General features: G+C 67.5%; 12 protein-coding genes. 8 read left to right on the forward strand and 4 right to left on the reverse strand.

Features of this window, described 5'->3' with window-relative positions:
- Positions 1-301 precede the first annotated feature (301 nt).
- Together MTR65_RS18285 and tilS are read left to right on the forward strand one after the other, a co-directional pair.
- Positions 302-1,309, forward strand: a complete 1,008-nt coding sequence (locus tag MTR65_RS18285; RefSeq protein ID WP_243802719.1) for a tetratricopeptide repeat protein — start codon at positions 302-304, stop codon at positions 1,307-1,309.
- Positions 1,290-2,285: a tRNA lysidine(34) synthetase TilS gene (tilS, locus tag MTR65_RS18290; protein ID WP_243802721.1), complete on the forward strand. Its 996-nt coding sequence runs from the start codon at positions 1,290-1,292 to the stop codon at positions 2,283-2,285. Before MTR65_RS18285 ends, tilS begins: the two co-directional genes overlap by 20 nt.
- 111 nt (positions 2,286-2,396) lie before the next feature.
- Here the strand turns inward: tilS and MTR65_RS18295 are convergent, their stop codons facing one another.
- Complete coding sequence (locus MTR65_RS18295; RefSeq protein WP_243802723.1) at positions 2,397-3,038, reverse strand: L,D-transpeptidase family protein; 642 nt, start codon at positions 3,036-3,038, stop codon at positions 2,397-2,399.
- Between the two features lie 107 nt (positions 3,039-3,145).
- Positions 3,146-3,805 carry a TetR/AcrR family transcriptional regulator gene (locus MTR65_RS18300; protein ID WP_419145063.1) on the reverse strand — a complete coding sequence of 220 codons (660 nt, stop codon included), beginning with the start codon at positions 3,803-3,805 and terminating at the stop codon, positions 3,146-3,148.
- Positions 3,806-3,938: 133 nt separating this feature from the next.
- Here MTR65_RS18300 and MTR65_RS18305 point away from each other — a divergent pair, with 133 nt between their 5' ends.
- The 3 genes from MTR65_RS18305 to MTR65_RS18315 all read left to right on the forward strand — a co-directional run bounded on the left by MTR65_RS18305 (position 3,939) and on the right by MTR65_RS18315 (position 8,630).
- On the forward strand, positions 3,939-6,305 hold the full coding sequence (locus MTR65_RS18305) for a TonB-dependent receptor (RefSeq protein ID WP_243802725.1): 2,367 nt from the start codon (positions 3,939-3,941) through the stop codon (positions 6,303-6,305).
- A 128-nt stretch (positions 6,306-6,433) separates the two neighbouring features.
- A complete protein-coding gene (locus tag MTR65_RS18310; RefSeq protein WP_243802727.1) occupies positions 6,434-7,303 on the forward strand; it encodes an alpha/beta fold hydrolase in 870 nt (289 codons plus the stop codon).
- A 109-nt stretch (positions 7,304-7,412) separates the two neighbouring features.
- Entirely contained in the window at positions 7,413-8,630 is a 1,218-nt protein-coding gene (locus tag MTR65_RS18315) for a spinster family MFS transporter (protein ID WP_243802757.1), read from the forward strand.
- Positions 8,631-8,771: 141 nt separating this feature from the next.
- On the opposite strand, the gene MTR65_RS18320 is transcribed toward MTR65_RS18315, so the two are convergent.
- Entirely contained in the window at positions 8,772-9,233 is a 462-nt protein-coding gene (locus MTR65_RS18320; RefSeq protein WP_243802728.1) for an Lrp/AsnC family transcriptional regulator, read from the reverse strand.
- A gap of 125 nt (positions 9,234-9,358) precedes the next feature.
- Between MTR65_RS18320 and MTR65_RS18325 the strand changes: the two genes are divergently transcribed.
- A complete protein-coding gene (locus MTR65_RS18325) occupies positions 9,359-10,411 on the forward strand; it encodes a Leu/Phe/Val dehydrogenase (RefSeq protein WP_243802730.1) in 1,053 nt (350 codons plus the stop codon).
- 2 nt (positions 10,412-10,413) lie between these two features.
- On the opposite strand, the gene MTR65_RS18330 is transcribed toward MTR65_RS18325, so the two are convergent.
- Entirely contained in the window at positions 10,414-12,186 is a 1,773-nt protein-coding gene (locus MTR65_RS18330) for a sensor domain-containing diguanylate cyclase (RefSeq protein WP_243802732.1), read from the reverse strand.
- Between the two features lie 248 nt (positions 12,187-12,434).
- Between MTR65_RS18330 and MTR65_RS18335 the strand changes: the two genes are divergently transcribed.
- Both MTR65_RS18335 and MTR65_RS18340 read left to right on the forward strand, forming a co-directional pair.
- The gene (locus MTR65_RS18335; RefSeq protein WP_243802734.1) at positions 12,435-13,466 is read left to right on the forward strand and encodes a patatin-like phospholipase family protein; all 1,032 of its coding nucleotides are present in this window, start codon (positions 12,435-12,437) and stop codon (positions 13,464-13,466) included.
- Between the two features lie 124 nt (positions 13,467-13,590).
- Positions 13,591-13,890 (forward strand): hypothetical protein, encoded by a 300-nt coding sequence (locus tag MTR65_RS18340; RefSeq protein ID WP_243802736.1) that lies wholly within the window; start codon positions 13,591-13,593, stop codon positions 13,888-13,890.
- Positions 13,891-13,908: the final 18 nt, after the last annotated feature.

Consider the following 13,908-nt stretch of genomic DNA (forward strand, 5'->3'; position numbering starts at 1 on the left):
CCGGCGCCCAGCCGCACCGCGACTGCGCGTCCGGCAACGGCCAGCCCAACGCCGAGCGCACCGGCCACGCAGGAGAGCGGCGGCCCGGTCTCGATCCTTCCGACCGGCAACGCGAGCCCCAGTCCGACCTCGGGCCCGACTGCGGTATCCACGACTTCCGAATAAGCCAGCCTCGACAGGTGCAGGTGCCTTGCGGCAAGCAGGGGGCCTGTCGCCCGTGGTTCATCCCCTGTTCGATGCCGGGCGCCCATGGTTGCAGCCGCCGGGCCTCAGGGGCCCAGAGACGGAGAAGAAATAGGCGATGATTGCGTATCCCACCCAGACACAGGTGCTCCGCCGCCTGCCGCGCACTTCGGCCCTGGCCGCACTGGCTGTCGCGCTCGTGGTGAGCGTAAGCCCGGTTTCGGTGGCCGCGCAGGACGACACCGACGCGCGCCTGCGCAAGGTCGAGAAGGAAGTGAGCGCGCTCCAGCGCAAGGTCTTCCCCGGCGGCAGCGGCACCTTCTTCGAGCCCCAGATCACCGCGCCGGCTGCCGGATCGCCGGCGCCGCAGACGGCCACCAGCACCCCGGTCAGCGATCTTCTGAACCGCATGGAAGCGGTGGAATCGCAGATGGCGCGCCTGACCTCGCAGGTCGAGCAGAACAGCAACCGCCTGGCGCTCCTCGAGGAAAAGGTCGCCGCCAATGCCGCAGCCTCGGCCCCGGTTCCCGCTGCGCCCGCGGCCCAGAGCGCCCCGCAGGCAGAGCCGGTCAGCGCCTCGCAGAACAACCTGTCGGCGATGAGCGGCGGGGTGATCAAGACGCCTCCGGCTGCCGCTGAGAAGCCCGCGGCCGCCCAGCCTGCTCCGGCCCAGCCTGCACCTGCCACCAGCGCCCGGGCGCAGGGCGTGCAGGCTATCGTCAAGCCGCAGACCGGCGATGCGGGCGAGGATGAATACACCTACGGCTTCCGCCTCTGGGATGCAGGCTACTTCCCCGAGGCGCGCCAGCAGCTCAAGATCTACCTTGAGAAGTACCCCAACCACCGCATGGCGAGCTACGGCCGCAACCTGCTGGGCCGCGCCTGGCTCGACGACAAGAACCCGTCCGAGGCGGCCAAGTGGTTCCTCCAGAACTACCAGGCCGACAAGCAGGGCGCGCGCGCAGCCGACAGCCTGCTCTATCTGGGCATCGCGATGAAGGAGCTGAAGGACACCAAGCGCGCCTGCATCGCGCTCGCCGAATTCAGCGAGACCTACGCGGCCGAAGCCGCGGGACGCCTGGGCTCGCTCTATTCCACCACGCGCAATGGGCTCGATTGCAACTGATCCCGCGCTGGTCCCGGCTCCCGAGGCGGTCGAACGGTTTCGCGCCGATCTGACCGCGCTGTGGTGCTGGGCGCTGGCCGATGAGGCCGTGCGCCTGGGCCTTGCGGTTTCGGGCGGGCCGGACAGCACTGCGCTGCTGCTGCTCGCCGCTGCGGCCTTTCCGGGCCGGGTCGAGGCCGCGACCGTCGAGCATGGCCTGCGTCCTGAAAGCGCGCAGGAAGCCGCCGATGTTGCGGCGCTTTGCGCGCGGCTGGGCGTTCCCCACGCCATCCTTCCCGTCACCGTGCCCGAGGGCAATGTGCAGGCCATGGCCCGCGCCGCGCGCTATGCCGCACTGGCGACCTGGGTCGAGGAGCGGGGACTGGCCGCGATCCTCTCAGCCCACCACGCCGATGACCAGGCCGAGACACTGCTGATGCGCCTCAACCGCGCAAGTGGTGTCGCGGGCCTCGCCGGAACGCGCGCGCTGGGCCGGGTGCCCGAAACGCAGATCCCGCTTCTGCGCCCGGTGCTGGGCTGGCGCCGCAGCGAACTGGCCCAGATCGTCGAGAAGGCCGGGATCGAGGCCGCGCAGGACCCGAGCAACACGAACGAGCGCTACGACCGGGTGCGGCTGCGCAAGGCGCTGGCGCAGGCCGACTGGATCGACGTTGCAGCGGTTGCGCAAAGCGCCGCGCACCTGGCCGAAGCAGACGCGGCGCTCGCATGGATGGCGGACCTCGAATACCGCTCCTGCCTCAAGAAGGAGCCGATGGGGCTGCGCTACAAGCCCCAGGCCCCGCGCGCGGTGGCCCTGCGCGTGGTTTCGCGCATCGTCACCGAACTCGACGGACAGGAACCGCGCGGAAGCGCGGTCGCACGTCTGTTCGATGCGCTGTGCGCCGGTGAGCCTGCCTCTATCGGCAATCTTGTCGTGCGGCCCAATGCGGGCGGGTGGAGCTTTGCAAAGGGGCCGCGCCGGGCGGTGAAGAGATAGAAGAAGGATATCCGAGGGCCATCGCCCTCGGGCTCCCCATACCGTCTAGCTCACCTTACGTGCGCTGCGGTGGCTGAGGAAGGTGAAGTCGCCCGGTTTAGGGAGCAGTTCCTACCCTTCGACGAGGCTGTCCCCCATGCCGATCTGCTTGCCGCGCGTGATGTAGACCTTGTCGCCCAGCTTGGTCATCTGGAACAGCTTGGCCGCGAAGGGATCGGGCATGCCCACGCAGCCGTGGCTGGCGTAGCCTTTCTCCACTTTCGAGCCGTGCAGCGAGACGCCGTCGTTGGTCAGGCGCTGCATGTAGGGCATCGGCGCGCCGGTGTAGATGTTCGAGACGTGGTCGATGTCCTTCTCGGTGATGGGAAAGACGCCGGTGGGGGTGGGCTTTTCCTGGCTTCCGAGCAGAACGGCGGTCGCCCCGATCTCATAGCCGCCACGAAAGACCGAGAGTACGCGCGCGTCGAGGTCCACGGTGATGACAAGCGGGCCATCGGGCACGCCGTCCTCGTCCCAGTGCCATTCGCCGTAGCGGATCGGCCCTTCGATGGGGAGGATGCGCTTGATGACGAAAGGTTCGTCCGGCGCGGGGAGCGAGGGGGCGGCAGGAGCTGGGGCAGGTTCGGCCCTGGCAACCTCCACCGGGCTCGGCGTGGCCTCGGGTGCCGGATCCGAGCGCCCTGCGAGCGTCAGTACGCCGCCGATCACCACGATGGCGCCGAGGCCGGAAAGCAGGAGAAGGCGGGAACTCACGTGGGCGGGTCACTTCGTGCGGGGGCTGTCTACCCGATCCTGATCGCAGATTGCCCGCCTGCGCGCCAGTGGCTTGGCGCCGGGTGTCCCGCTGCGGGAAAGGGCGCTTACACCGCCGGGTCGTCGCCGTGCGCGGTGATTCCGCCGCGCAGGATGGCGTTGGCGATCTCGGCCACTTCGGCGGGGCTGCGGTCCTGTGTCCACACGGCGTAGCGCAGCCCCAGGAACACGTTCATGCCCATGATCGCCCAGGCATGGGCTTCCTCCACGTCGGAGCGCAACTCGCCCTTGCGCACCCCGTCGGCGAGGCGTTCGGTGATGCGGCTCGCGGTGCCTTCGTAGTGCGCGCGGAAGGTCGCGGGATCGACGAATTCGCACTCGTCGATGATCCGGTAGATCTCCTTGTGCTCGTTCGCGAACTTGAGGAAGTTCGTGAGCGCCACCCGCTCGGCCTCCAGCGCGGGAAGGTCGGTGCGCCGGGCCTCGCGCGCGGCTTCGCGCACGCGCGCGCTGAGGTCGCTGACGAGCGCGCGGTAGATCTCGTCCTTGGAATCGAAATAGGTGTAGAAACTGCCCAGCGCGGTTCCGGCGCGCTGCGTGATCGAGGTGATCGAAGCCTCGTGAAAGCCCCTTTCGCCAAATTCGATAGCCGCCGCATCGAGCAGCTTGCGCCGCGTCTTGCGCCCGCGCTCGGTGCGCGGAACCTTGTCCGCTGGCGGGTTTGCGCCATTCTCGGCCGGGGGCGGCGCGCCGTTCGGATCCTCCAGGGGGGGCTTTTCTGTGCTCACGAAGCCACAGCTATCGGCTCTTGCGAGCCTTGGCAAATCTTTGGAGTTGAAACCCGGTTCAAGTATCAATAAGCAGGGCCCAACAAGAATTGGTTCATTGGGAGTGAATGCTATGAACAAGGCGCGATTCCGCGTTCGTGAGGCGAGTGCGCTGGCGCTTCTCGCTGGTATGGGGGCTCTTGTCCTGTCGGCTCCGGCCGCGGCGCAGGAGGCGGAGGCCGCCCCCGCGCAGGCCGAAACGCCGCCCGAGGCCACCGGCGGCGCGATTATCGTCACCGCCCGCCGGCGCGAGGAGCGCCTCGTTGATGTGCCCATCGCGGTAACCAGCTTCAGCGGTGAGCAGCTCGCCAAGACCGGCGCGCTCGATGTCACCGAGATCGCCCAGTCGGCCCCCAACGTGACGCTCGAACCCTCGCGCGGCACCAACTCTACGCTGTCCGCCTTCATCCGCGGCATCGGCCAGCAGGACCCGGTCTCGGGCTTCGAGCAGGGCGTGGGCATCTACCTTGACGATGTCTACCTCAACCGTCCGCAGGCCGCCGTTCTCGACATCTACGACGTTGAGCGCATCGAGGTCCTGCGCGGGCCGCAGGGCACGCTCTACGGACGCAACACCATTGGCGGCGCGGTCAAGTACGTGACCAGGAACATGCCGCTCGACCCGTCCATCAAGGTGCGCGGCACGCTGGGCACGTATGACCAGGCGGACGTGGTGGTGACGGCCTCGACGCCGCTGACCGACCTCATCCGCGTGGGCGGATCGTTCGCGCGCCTTTCGCGTGGGGGCTTTGGCGACAACCTCACCACGGGCGAGGAAAACTACAACAAGGACATCTGGGCGGGACGCGCCAGCCTCGAGATCGGCGGCTACGGCGAACCGGTGCTGATCAAGATCTCGGGCGACTACACCAAGGACAACTCCAACGCGCGCGGCGGCCACCGCCTGATCCCGGGCTTTGCCAGCGGCGCGCCGGTGCTGGACGATGTTTACGACACCCGCGGCGGGCTGATGGACCCTGCCCAGTACGTCGAGGCCTACGGGCTCTCGATGAACGCGACGGCGGATCTCTCGGACTCGCTGACCCTCAAGTCGATCAGCGCCTGGCGCAAGGATTCCAGCGCCTCGCCGATCGACTTCGACGCGCTGCCCGCGGTCGACCTCGACGTTCCGGCCTACTACCGCAACGAACAGCTGAGCCAGGAATTCCAGCTGCAGTACGATGATGGCGGCGCGCTTCAGGCGCTGGTCGGCTTCTACTACCTGACCGCCACCGCCGACACCCAGTTCGACGTGCGCCTGTTCACCGCGTTCGATGGCCTCACCGCCTTCACCCAGGCCGATGTCGACACCGACACCTGGGCGGCCTTCGCCGACTTCACCCTCGACATCACCGACCAGCTCAGCCTGTCGGGCGGTGGCCGCTACACCTGGGACAAGCGCTCGGCCTCGATCCTGCGCCAGAACTATCTGGGCGGTGGCTCGCCGGTCTTTGGCGGCGCGGGCATTCCCTTCGGCGAGGCGAGCACCAACTTCTCGGGCTCGGCGACCTTCAAGAAGTTCACCCCGCGTATCTCGCTCTCGTTCAAGCCCACGCCCGACCACAACATCTACGGCGGCTTCAGCCAGGGCTTCAAGGGCGGCGGCTTCGACCCGCGCGGCGTGGGCGTGAACGCACCGACCAGCAACCCGAGGGGCATTCCCAGCGACGGCGAGATCGCCGATTACCTCAGCTTCGATCCCGAAACGGTGAACAGCTACGAGATCGGCTACAAGGGCAACCTCTTCGGAGGTGATCTCTACGTGGCGCTCGCGGCCTTCCACATGGACTACAGCGACGTCCAGATCCCGGGCTCGGCGGGCTGCACGGTGGACGGCATTCCGACCTTCTGCGGCGTCATCACCAATGCGGGCAAGGCCAAGATCGACGGTATCGAACTGGAGACCAACGCCACGCTCGCACGTGACTTCATCGGCATGGGTGACCGCCTGACCTTCGCGGGATCGCTGGGCTGGATCGATGCGCGCTACACCGAGTACGAGGGCCTCATCGGCGGTGAGCCGACCGACGTTTCGGACTACCGCAAGATCCAGAACACGCCCGAATGGACCGGCAGCGGCACGCTGGGTTACGAAACGCCGGTCGGCGATGGCGACCTTTCGTTCAGCTCGACCCTTTCGTTCCGCAGCAAGACCTACCAGTTCGAGGTGCCCAACCCCTACCTCGACCAGGGCTCCTATGCGCTGCTTGACGCCAGCATCGTCTACACCGCGCCCGGCGGGAACTGGAGCCTGGGCGTCCATGGCAAGAACCTGACCGACAAGCGCTACCAGACCTCGGGCTACACCTTCATGGCCGCCAATCCGCTGACCGGCGAACTGGTCAGCCCGCTGACCCCGACGCTGGGCACCGAGGGCACGCTGACCGCGTTCTACGGCAACCCGCGGCAGGTCTTCGTGACCGCGTCGCTGGAATTCTGAACGTAGACACGCACTAGAGGCAGGGCCTACCGGTCCGGCTGGGCGGCGATGCTGGGGGGCATGCCGCGCGGTCGGACCGGACCAGACCGGACGAGGGACGGGCTTTGCCAGGAAAGGATACCCCAACGATGGACTACGCGCTCCACCGCTATCGCAGCGCCTGTGGGCGGCTGGATCTGGTCGCGCGCGACTATCCGGCCGCGCGCCCCGACGCGCCCGTGCTGCTGCTCATGCACGGGCTCACCCGCAACAGCGCCGATTTCGAGCCGGTCGCGGCTTACCTTGCAGGCGACTACCGCCTGATCGTACCCGACCAGCGCGGGCGCGGGCTCTCGCAATGGGACGATGATCCCGCGCAGTACCGGCCCGACGTCTACTGCGCGGACATGTTCGCGCTGCTGGACGGGCTGGGCATTGAAGAGTGCGGGGTGATCGGCACCTCGATGGGCGGGCTCATGGCACTGGTCATGCAGGCGATGCGCCCCGGCTTTGCCAGGGCCATGGTCTTCAACGACATCGGCCCGGTCCTCGATACCGAGGGGCTGACCCGCATCCAGGGCTATGTCGGGCCGGGTGGCCCGATGGCGGACTGGGACGCGGCCGCCGCCCGCTGCCGCGCCATCAACGCCCCGGCCTTCCCCGATTTCGGGCAGGCCGACTGGATGGCCTTTGCGCGCCGGACCTGCGTGGAGAACGCCGACGGCACCGTCTCCTTTGCCTACGACCCGGAAATCTCGAAGGGCGTTTCGGGCGAGGACGCGACCGTGGTGCCGCCCGATCTGTGGCCCTTGTGGGATGCGCTCGATGTGATCCCTGTACTGGTCATTCGTGGCGCGATTTCGGACCTTCTGAGCGCGCCGACCGTTGCCGAGATGGCCAGCCGCCATTCCGGTCCCTATGAAGCGGTGGAGATCGCGCGTGTGGGCCATGCCCCGATCCTCGACGAGGCGCCCGCGCGCGCCGCGATCACCGCCTTCTGCAAGGAGCACATGGGCTGACATGGCCACACTGGACACCTCCCGCGCCGCGCCCCCAGCCGCATCCGCTTCTGCACCCGCATCCGCTCCGGGGGAGCGCAAGGCCGCGTCGCCCAACCTGGTGCTGGCGATGCTGCTGCTGGTCTACATCTTCAATTTCGTGGACCGGCAGATCCTGGCGATCCTGGCCGCGCCGATCCAGGCGGACCTCGACCTGTCCGACGCGCAGATGGGCCTTCTGGGCGGTCTTGCCTTCGCGATCCTCTATTCGACGCTGGGCGTGCCGCTGGCCTCGCTCGCGGACCGCACGAGCCGCTCCTGGGTGATCACCGGCTCGCTCGTGTGCTGGAGCCTGTTCACCGCCATGTGCGGTCTGGCGCAGGGGTTCTGGCACATTTTCCTGGCCCGTCTTGGCGTGGGCATCGGTGAGGCGGGCGGCGTTGCGCCGTCCTATGCCGTGATCGGCGACCACTTCCCGTCCGAGCGGCGCGCCTTCGCGCTCTCGATCTACTCGCTGGGTATTCCACTGGGCTCGGCCGCAGGCGTCCTTGCGGGCGGCTATGTCGCGGCGACGGTGGACTGGCGCGCGGCGTTCGCGGTCGTCGGCCTGTGTGGCCTGCTCATCGCGCCCGCCTTCAAGTTCGTGGTGCGCGACCGGCCCAAGCCCGCCGTGGCGGATCGGGGCCCGGCCTCGCCCACGCTGGGCGCAGTGGCCCGCGTCCTCGCGCGCAAGAAGGCGTTCTGGCTGCTGAGCTTCGGCGCGGCCTCCAGTTCGATGCTGGGCTATGGTCTCGCGTTCTGGCTGCCGAGCCTTCTCCAGCGCAGCTTTGCGCTCGACCTTGTCCACACCTCCTGGTTCATCGGCGCGGTGCTGCTGATCGGGGGAACGGTGGGCGTTCTTCTGGGCGGTATCCTGGCCGACAAGCTGGGCAAGGCCGACCGGGCGTTCTACGGCTGGGTTCCGGCAATGGCCTATACCGTCGCGGTGCCGCTCTTCGCGGCCGGCATCTGGACCTCCAGCGTACCGCTGGCCTTCCTCCTCTTCCTCGTGCCCCAGGCGCTGGCCTATGTCTGGCTGGGGCCGGTGACCTCCGCGATCCAGCACCTTGTCGATCCGCCCGCGCGCGCGACCGCTTCGGCGCTGTTCCTCCTCATCAACAACCTCATCGGCCTTGGCGGCGGGATCTATGCGCTAGGCGCGCTCTCGACCGCGCTGACGCCGGTTTACGGGAGCGAGGCGCTGCGCATGTCGATGCTCTTCGCGCTGGTGCTCTACCTTGTCGCCGCCGCGCTGATGGCGCTGGCCGGGCCGTTCCTGCGGCGGGAATGGGTGGAGGAAGTAAAGTAGGATTCCGAGGGCCATCGCCCTCGGGCTCCCCGAACGGTCGACCTCAGGGCTTTCACGCCGCGTGGCGTGAGAAAGGTGAGGTCGCCCGTTCCGGGGGCAAGGGGCGATGGCCCATTGAATCAATCACTTCTCTCTATCTCTTCAGATCGGAAGCTCGGTCGTCGACTTGATCTGCGAGAGCGCCACGATCGAGTTCACTTCTTGCACGCCGGGCAGCTGCGAGAGCTTGCCGAAGAAGAAGCGCTCGTAGGCCATGATGTCCTCGGCGACAACGCGGATCATGAAGTCGATCGAGCCCATCATCACGTAGCAGTCGAGCACCTCGGGAAAGTCGCGGATCTGCGCGGCGAACTCATCGAGGTTGGCGCGGCCGTGGGCGTTGAGCTTGACCTGCACGAAGACGTGCGCGTTGAGGCCCACTTTCTCGCGGTCGACGATGGCCACGCGGCGCACGATCACGCCTTCGCGTTCGAGCCGGTCGATACGCCGCCAGCACGGGGAGGCGGAAAGGCCCACCTTCTCGGCGATCTGCGCCGTGGTCTGGCTGGCGTCGCGTTGCAGTTCGCGGAGAATTTTTCGCTCATAGGCGTCAAGCTCGGTCATATTGACCTATATAGGCGCTTTTCGAGGAGGGTCCATTCACTGCGCGGCTCTACGGGGCCGGAATGAGAAAAGATTTTCCGTGGCGCGCACGCTATAGACGGCCTCCCAAGCAAAGGAGTGATACGATGGTTGTCGCCGCGACGCGCAGCGTGCCCGAAGAATGCATCCGCCTCGAAGATCCCAAGGCCGGTCTCGATGGCTACATCGTCATTCACTCCACCGCGCGCGGTCCCGCGGCGGGCGGCTGCCGGTTCTGGACCTACGATGCCCCCGAGGCGGCGCTGGCCGATGCGATGCGCCTTGCCGAAGGCATGAGCTACAAGAACGCCTCGGCCGAGCTGCCGCTGGGTGGTGGCAAGTCGGTGATCCGCCGTCCGGCCGGGGACTTCGACCGCAAGGCCCTGTTCGAGGCCTTCGGCGAGGCGGTCGAGCGCCTGGGTGGTCGCTACGTCACCGCCGAGGACGTGGGTACGACGATTGCCGACATGGAAGCCATCGCCACCAACACCCGCCACGTCGCCGGGCGCACCGCACGTCCCGGCTTTGCGGGCGGCGATCCCTCGCCCTGGACGGCGCTGGGCGTGTTCGAGGCGATGAAGGCGGCGGCCAGGCTGCGTTTCGGCGGTTCGCTGGCGGGGACGACGGTCGCCGTGCAGGGCGTGGGCAGTGTGGGCGGTCGCCTTGCGCGTCTGCTGGCTGAAGAGGGCGCGAAGCTGGTTCTGGCCGACATCGACGGCGCGCGTGCGTCGGCCCTGGCTGATGAACTGGGCGCGCAGCTGGCCTCGATCGACACCATTGCCGGGATCGCCTGCGATGTCTTCGCGCCCTGTGCGCTGGGCGGCGCGCTTGACGCTGCTACCGTCGCGGGCCTCAAGGCCGGGCTCGTGTGCGGGGCGGCCAACAACCAGCTCGCCACTCCCGAGATGGCGCAGGCGCTGGCGGCGCGTTCGATCCTCTACGCGCCCGACTACGTCGTGAACGCGGGCGGCATCATCAACGTGGCCGCCGAATACCTTGGCGAAAGCGAGGACCAGGTGCGCGGCCGCGTGCTCGCGATCGGGCCGCGCACGGCCGGGATCCTGGAGATGGCCGAGGCCGAAGGTCTGACCAGCTCTGCGGTCGCGGACCGTGAGGCGGAAGCCAAGATGCGCCGCCCCGAGGTCGCCGAAACCGTCTGATTTCAGGCTGCGCGCAGTAGGTTGCGACCTTCGCGCTTGGCCCGGTAGAGGGCGCCGTCCGCTTCGGCGAGAAGCTGTTCGGCGCCTTCTGTCCCCTTGAGAGTGGCGACCCCGATACTGGCGGTGACCGTGTCGGGGCCATCGCTGCCCCAGTCCGCGGTCTCGATGGAGACGCGCACCCGCTCGCCCACGTTCTGCGCGGTGGCGCTGTCGGCGCCCGGCAGGATGAGCACGAATTCCTCGCCGCCGATGCGTCCGGCAAGGTCGGAGGAGCGCACCGCGCCGCTGCACAGGGCGGCGGTCTTGCGAATCACGGCATCGCCCGCGCCGTGGCCGAAGCGGTCGTTGATGCTCTTGAAATGGTCGATGTCGAGAATGGCGACGCTGAGCGGCGTTCCGTCTTCGAGCGCGAGACGCATCTCGGTCTCCAGAAAGCTGAGCGCGCTGCGCCGGTTGGCAATGCCGGTGAGGGCATCGGTCTGGGCCATGAGCATCGCCATGTCGGCCTGCCGCTCGGCCAGTTCGCGGGCTTCGGCCAGGCGCAGGTTGGTGATGGTGGCCTCGGTCACGTCCTGGAAGATCCCGAACAGGCCGACCGCATCGCCCGCCGCGTTGCGCTCCACATCGCCGCGGCTGCGCACGTAGCGTTCCTCCCCCTGCGCGGTGATCAGGCGGGCCTGGAAATCGAAGGGCTCGTGGGTTTCCACGAGCTTGGCGAGGAAGTTTTCGACCTTGGGGCGGTCCTCGGGATGGTAGTAGTTGATCGCGCCTTCAAGCGGCGGGTTGGGACCCGGCTCCAGCCCGTGGATGTGGAACACCTCGTCCGACCAGAACACTTTCTGCTTGGCCAGATCGAGCCGCCAGTGGCCGACATGGGCAAAGTGCTCGGACATCTCCAGCCAGCGGTTGGCGCGGCTGACCTCGGTGATGACCCGGTCGCGCGCGCCCAGAAGAGCGGCGAGCGGAAGCGCGGAAAGCAGCAGCACGAGCAGGTAGAACTGCATGAACAAGGTGACGGCGAAGGGGGCCCGGTCGCGCATCAGGTGGATCGGGCCACTGTCGGTCAGGGTCAGGCTCGAGCCGATGACGGCGATGATGAGGATGCTCGTCATCGCGCCATTGGGGCCGATCAGGTAGGTCGCGACGATGACCGCCATGAGCGGGACGAACAGCAACGGGAAGGTGCTCTGGTGGAACACCGCGTAGCTGACGATGGCCACGGCCGCGAGGATCAGCACCGGCGTGATGAGAAGCCGCGGATGCCGCATCAGGCTCGCGGAATATCCGTGGGCGATGTTGAGGATGAGGGGCACCACGATCATGATGCCAAGGCTCACCGTGGTCGCCCAGGAGACGAACATGATCGACAGTCCAGCACCTGTCAGCGCCGAGGCAATGGCGCCGCTGAGCGTCCCTGTCAGAAGCGCGGCTATGCAGAACTGCACGACGCTCAAGGGCCTGTAGATCGTCTCGCGCTCGCGGTTGATCTGCCGGATGCAGAAATAGCCGATGGCCGCTTCCAGCGTGTTCGCGGTGGTAAAGGCCGCGATCTCCACGACCGGGATCTGGGCATAGAGGTTGGCCGCGAAGCTGGCGAGGGCGATGGCGAGGAACATGGCCAGACGCTGGGCGGGACGGCACAGGAGAAGTCCGGAAATCGAGATGCCGCTGGCGGGCCAGACGGTCGCGATCCCGTCGGTGCCTTCGGTCAGCTTGAGGGCGATGGCCGCACAGGCAAAATAGGCAACGCCGACCAGAGCAGGCCAGATGCCCACATGAGTCGAAAGACGTTGGCCGTTTTGCATAAGGGCATTTCGCATTAGGGCAGTTAATTCCCACTAAACAGATTTGGGGAGCGTTGGGAAGTCCTGTGCGTTCCCCCAAGGGAAGCCGATCGAGTCCCGGAAAGTTCCATAACTGGCAGGGTCTTGGCCAGCATGCACCTGTGCATTCGATTGCCGGGCGCCGGTGTGCAGGTTAGTTTCGCCACCGGACCGATGGGCCTGCAAGAGGGAGTGAAGACATGGTCGCAGCGCGGGCGCTTGGATTGGATCTGGCCTTGCAGGGCGGAGGCGCGCACGGCGCCTTTACCTGGGGGGTGCTCGACCGTCTTCTGGCCGAGGAGCGCATCTGGATCTCGGCCCTGAGCGGGGCGAGCGCAGGCGCGGCCAACGCCGCGGTCTTTGCCAGCGGGCTTGTTACCGGCGGACGCGAGGGCGCGGCGTCAGCCCTTGCGCGTTTCTGGGAGGCAATCCACCGCTCGGGACGCAGCGCGGGGCCACTGCTGCCGATGATGGAGGCTTTCCCCGCCACCTTCGAGGCGCTCTCGCAGATGTGGAGCACGATGTTGGGCAACGTCGCCTTGCCCAGTTCGCCCGACATGGGCGCACGCACGCAGGATCTCCTGCGCGAGGTCTTTGCCGAGCATATCGACTTTGCGGCGCTGCGCAGGCCCGAGGCACCGCGCCTGTTCATCTCGGCTACCGACGTGCGCACGGGAAACGCGCGCATCTTCGAGAACGAGGAGCTGTCGAGCGACGTGCTGCTGGCTTCGGCGTGCCTGCCGCTGCTGTTTCCGCCGGTCACCATCGACGGCGTGGACTACTGGGACGGGGGGTACAGCGCCAACCCGCCGATCTTCCCGCTCATCCAGAACAGCCCGAACGATGACATGCTGCTGGTGACGATCAACCCGATGTCGCACGCGGATACCCCGCGAAGCGCGGCCGACATCTCCAACCGGCTGACCGAGTTCTCGTTCAACCAGACACTTATCAAGGACATGCGCGGGCTGGTGCTGATCCAGAACGAGGTCGGGCCACTGGCGTTCGGCAAGGGGCTGCTGGCGCGCCTGCGGCGTCTGCGGGTCCACGAGATCCACGATGAGGCGACGCTGGGGGCGATGCCGGCAGGCTCCAAGATGATGCCGGTGCGCGAGGTGCTCGAGCAGCTGCACGACGCCGGGCGCGATGCGGCCGAAGGCTGGCTGGCCGCCCACGGCGAGGACCTGGGACGGCGCGGCACGGCCGACCTGGCGACCCGCTACGCGCCCTGAGCGCGGGGGAGAGGCGGGCCCTCAGGTGAAATCCTGAGGGGAGCTACAGGGCAGCATGCTTTCCAAAGCCCTGAAATCGGCTATTCTTGGATATTCCAGGTACGGGCAAGCAGGCAGGACAGGCATGGATACAGGCAGCACCAGACCCCAGGACGCCGAGCCGGGCCCCGGCAACCAGCCCATCGCGGGGCAACTCGCCGAGATCCGCGAGAGCCTGCGCGCGGCCTTCCCCCGGGCCAAGAGCGTGCTGCTGGAGTTCGATGGCACCTTCAAGGCGCACATCGACGTGCGCGAGGGGGAACTGGTTCCCGCCATCGAGGCGCAGCTGGCGCATATCGACAATGGGCGCTTTACCCGGGTCGAACACGGTGCGACGCCGCACCATCCCTTCCTCCACCGCATCAGCGCGGTGATCTCGGCCTGAGCGTACTTTTGCGGTGCA

Origin of the sequence: Novosphingobium mangrovi, from assembly GCF_022818885.1 — a bacterium.
Lineage (GTDB): Bacteria > Pseudomonadota > Alphaproteobacteria > Sphingomonadales > Sphingomonadaceae > Novosphingobium > Novosphingobium mangrovi.

Coding starts and splice junctions, on each gene's coding strand:
- MTR65_RS18285 (WP_243802719.1), top strand. CDS start 302: ATGATTGCGTATCCCACCCAGACACAGGTGCTCCGCCGCCTGCCGCGC.
- tilS (WP_243802721.1), top strand. CDS start 1,290: ATGGGCTCGATTGCAACTGATCCCGCGCTGGTCCCGGCTCCCGAGGCG.
- MTR65_RS18305 (WP_243802725.1), top strand. CDS start 3,939: ATGAACAAGGCGCGATTCCGCGTTCGTGAGGCGAGTGCGCTGGCGCTT.
- MTR65_RS18310 (WP_243802727.1), top strand. CDS start 6,434: ATGGACTACGCGCTCCACCGCTATCGCAGCGCCTGTGGGCGGCTGGAT.
- MTR65_RS18315 (WP_243802757.1), top strand. CDS start 7,413: ATGCTGCTGCTGGTCTACATCTTCAATTTCGTGGACCGGCAGATCCTG.
- MTR65_RS18320 (WP_243802728.1), bottom strand. CDS start 9,233: ATGACCGAGCTTGACGCCTATGAGCGAAAAATTCTCCGCGAACTGCAA.
- MTR65_RS18325 (WP_243802730.1), top strand. CDS start 9,359: ATGGTTGTCGCCGCGACGCGCAGCGTGCCCGAAGAATGCATCCGCCTC.
- MTR65_RS18335 (WP_243802734.1), top strand. CDS start 12,435: ATGGTCGCAGCGCGGGCGCTTGGATTGGATCTGGCCTTGCAGGGCGGA.
- MTR65_RS18340 (WP_243802736.1), top strand. CDS start 13,591: ATGGATACAGGCAGCACCAGACCCCAGGACGCCGAGCCGGGCCCCGGC.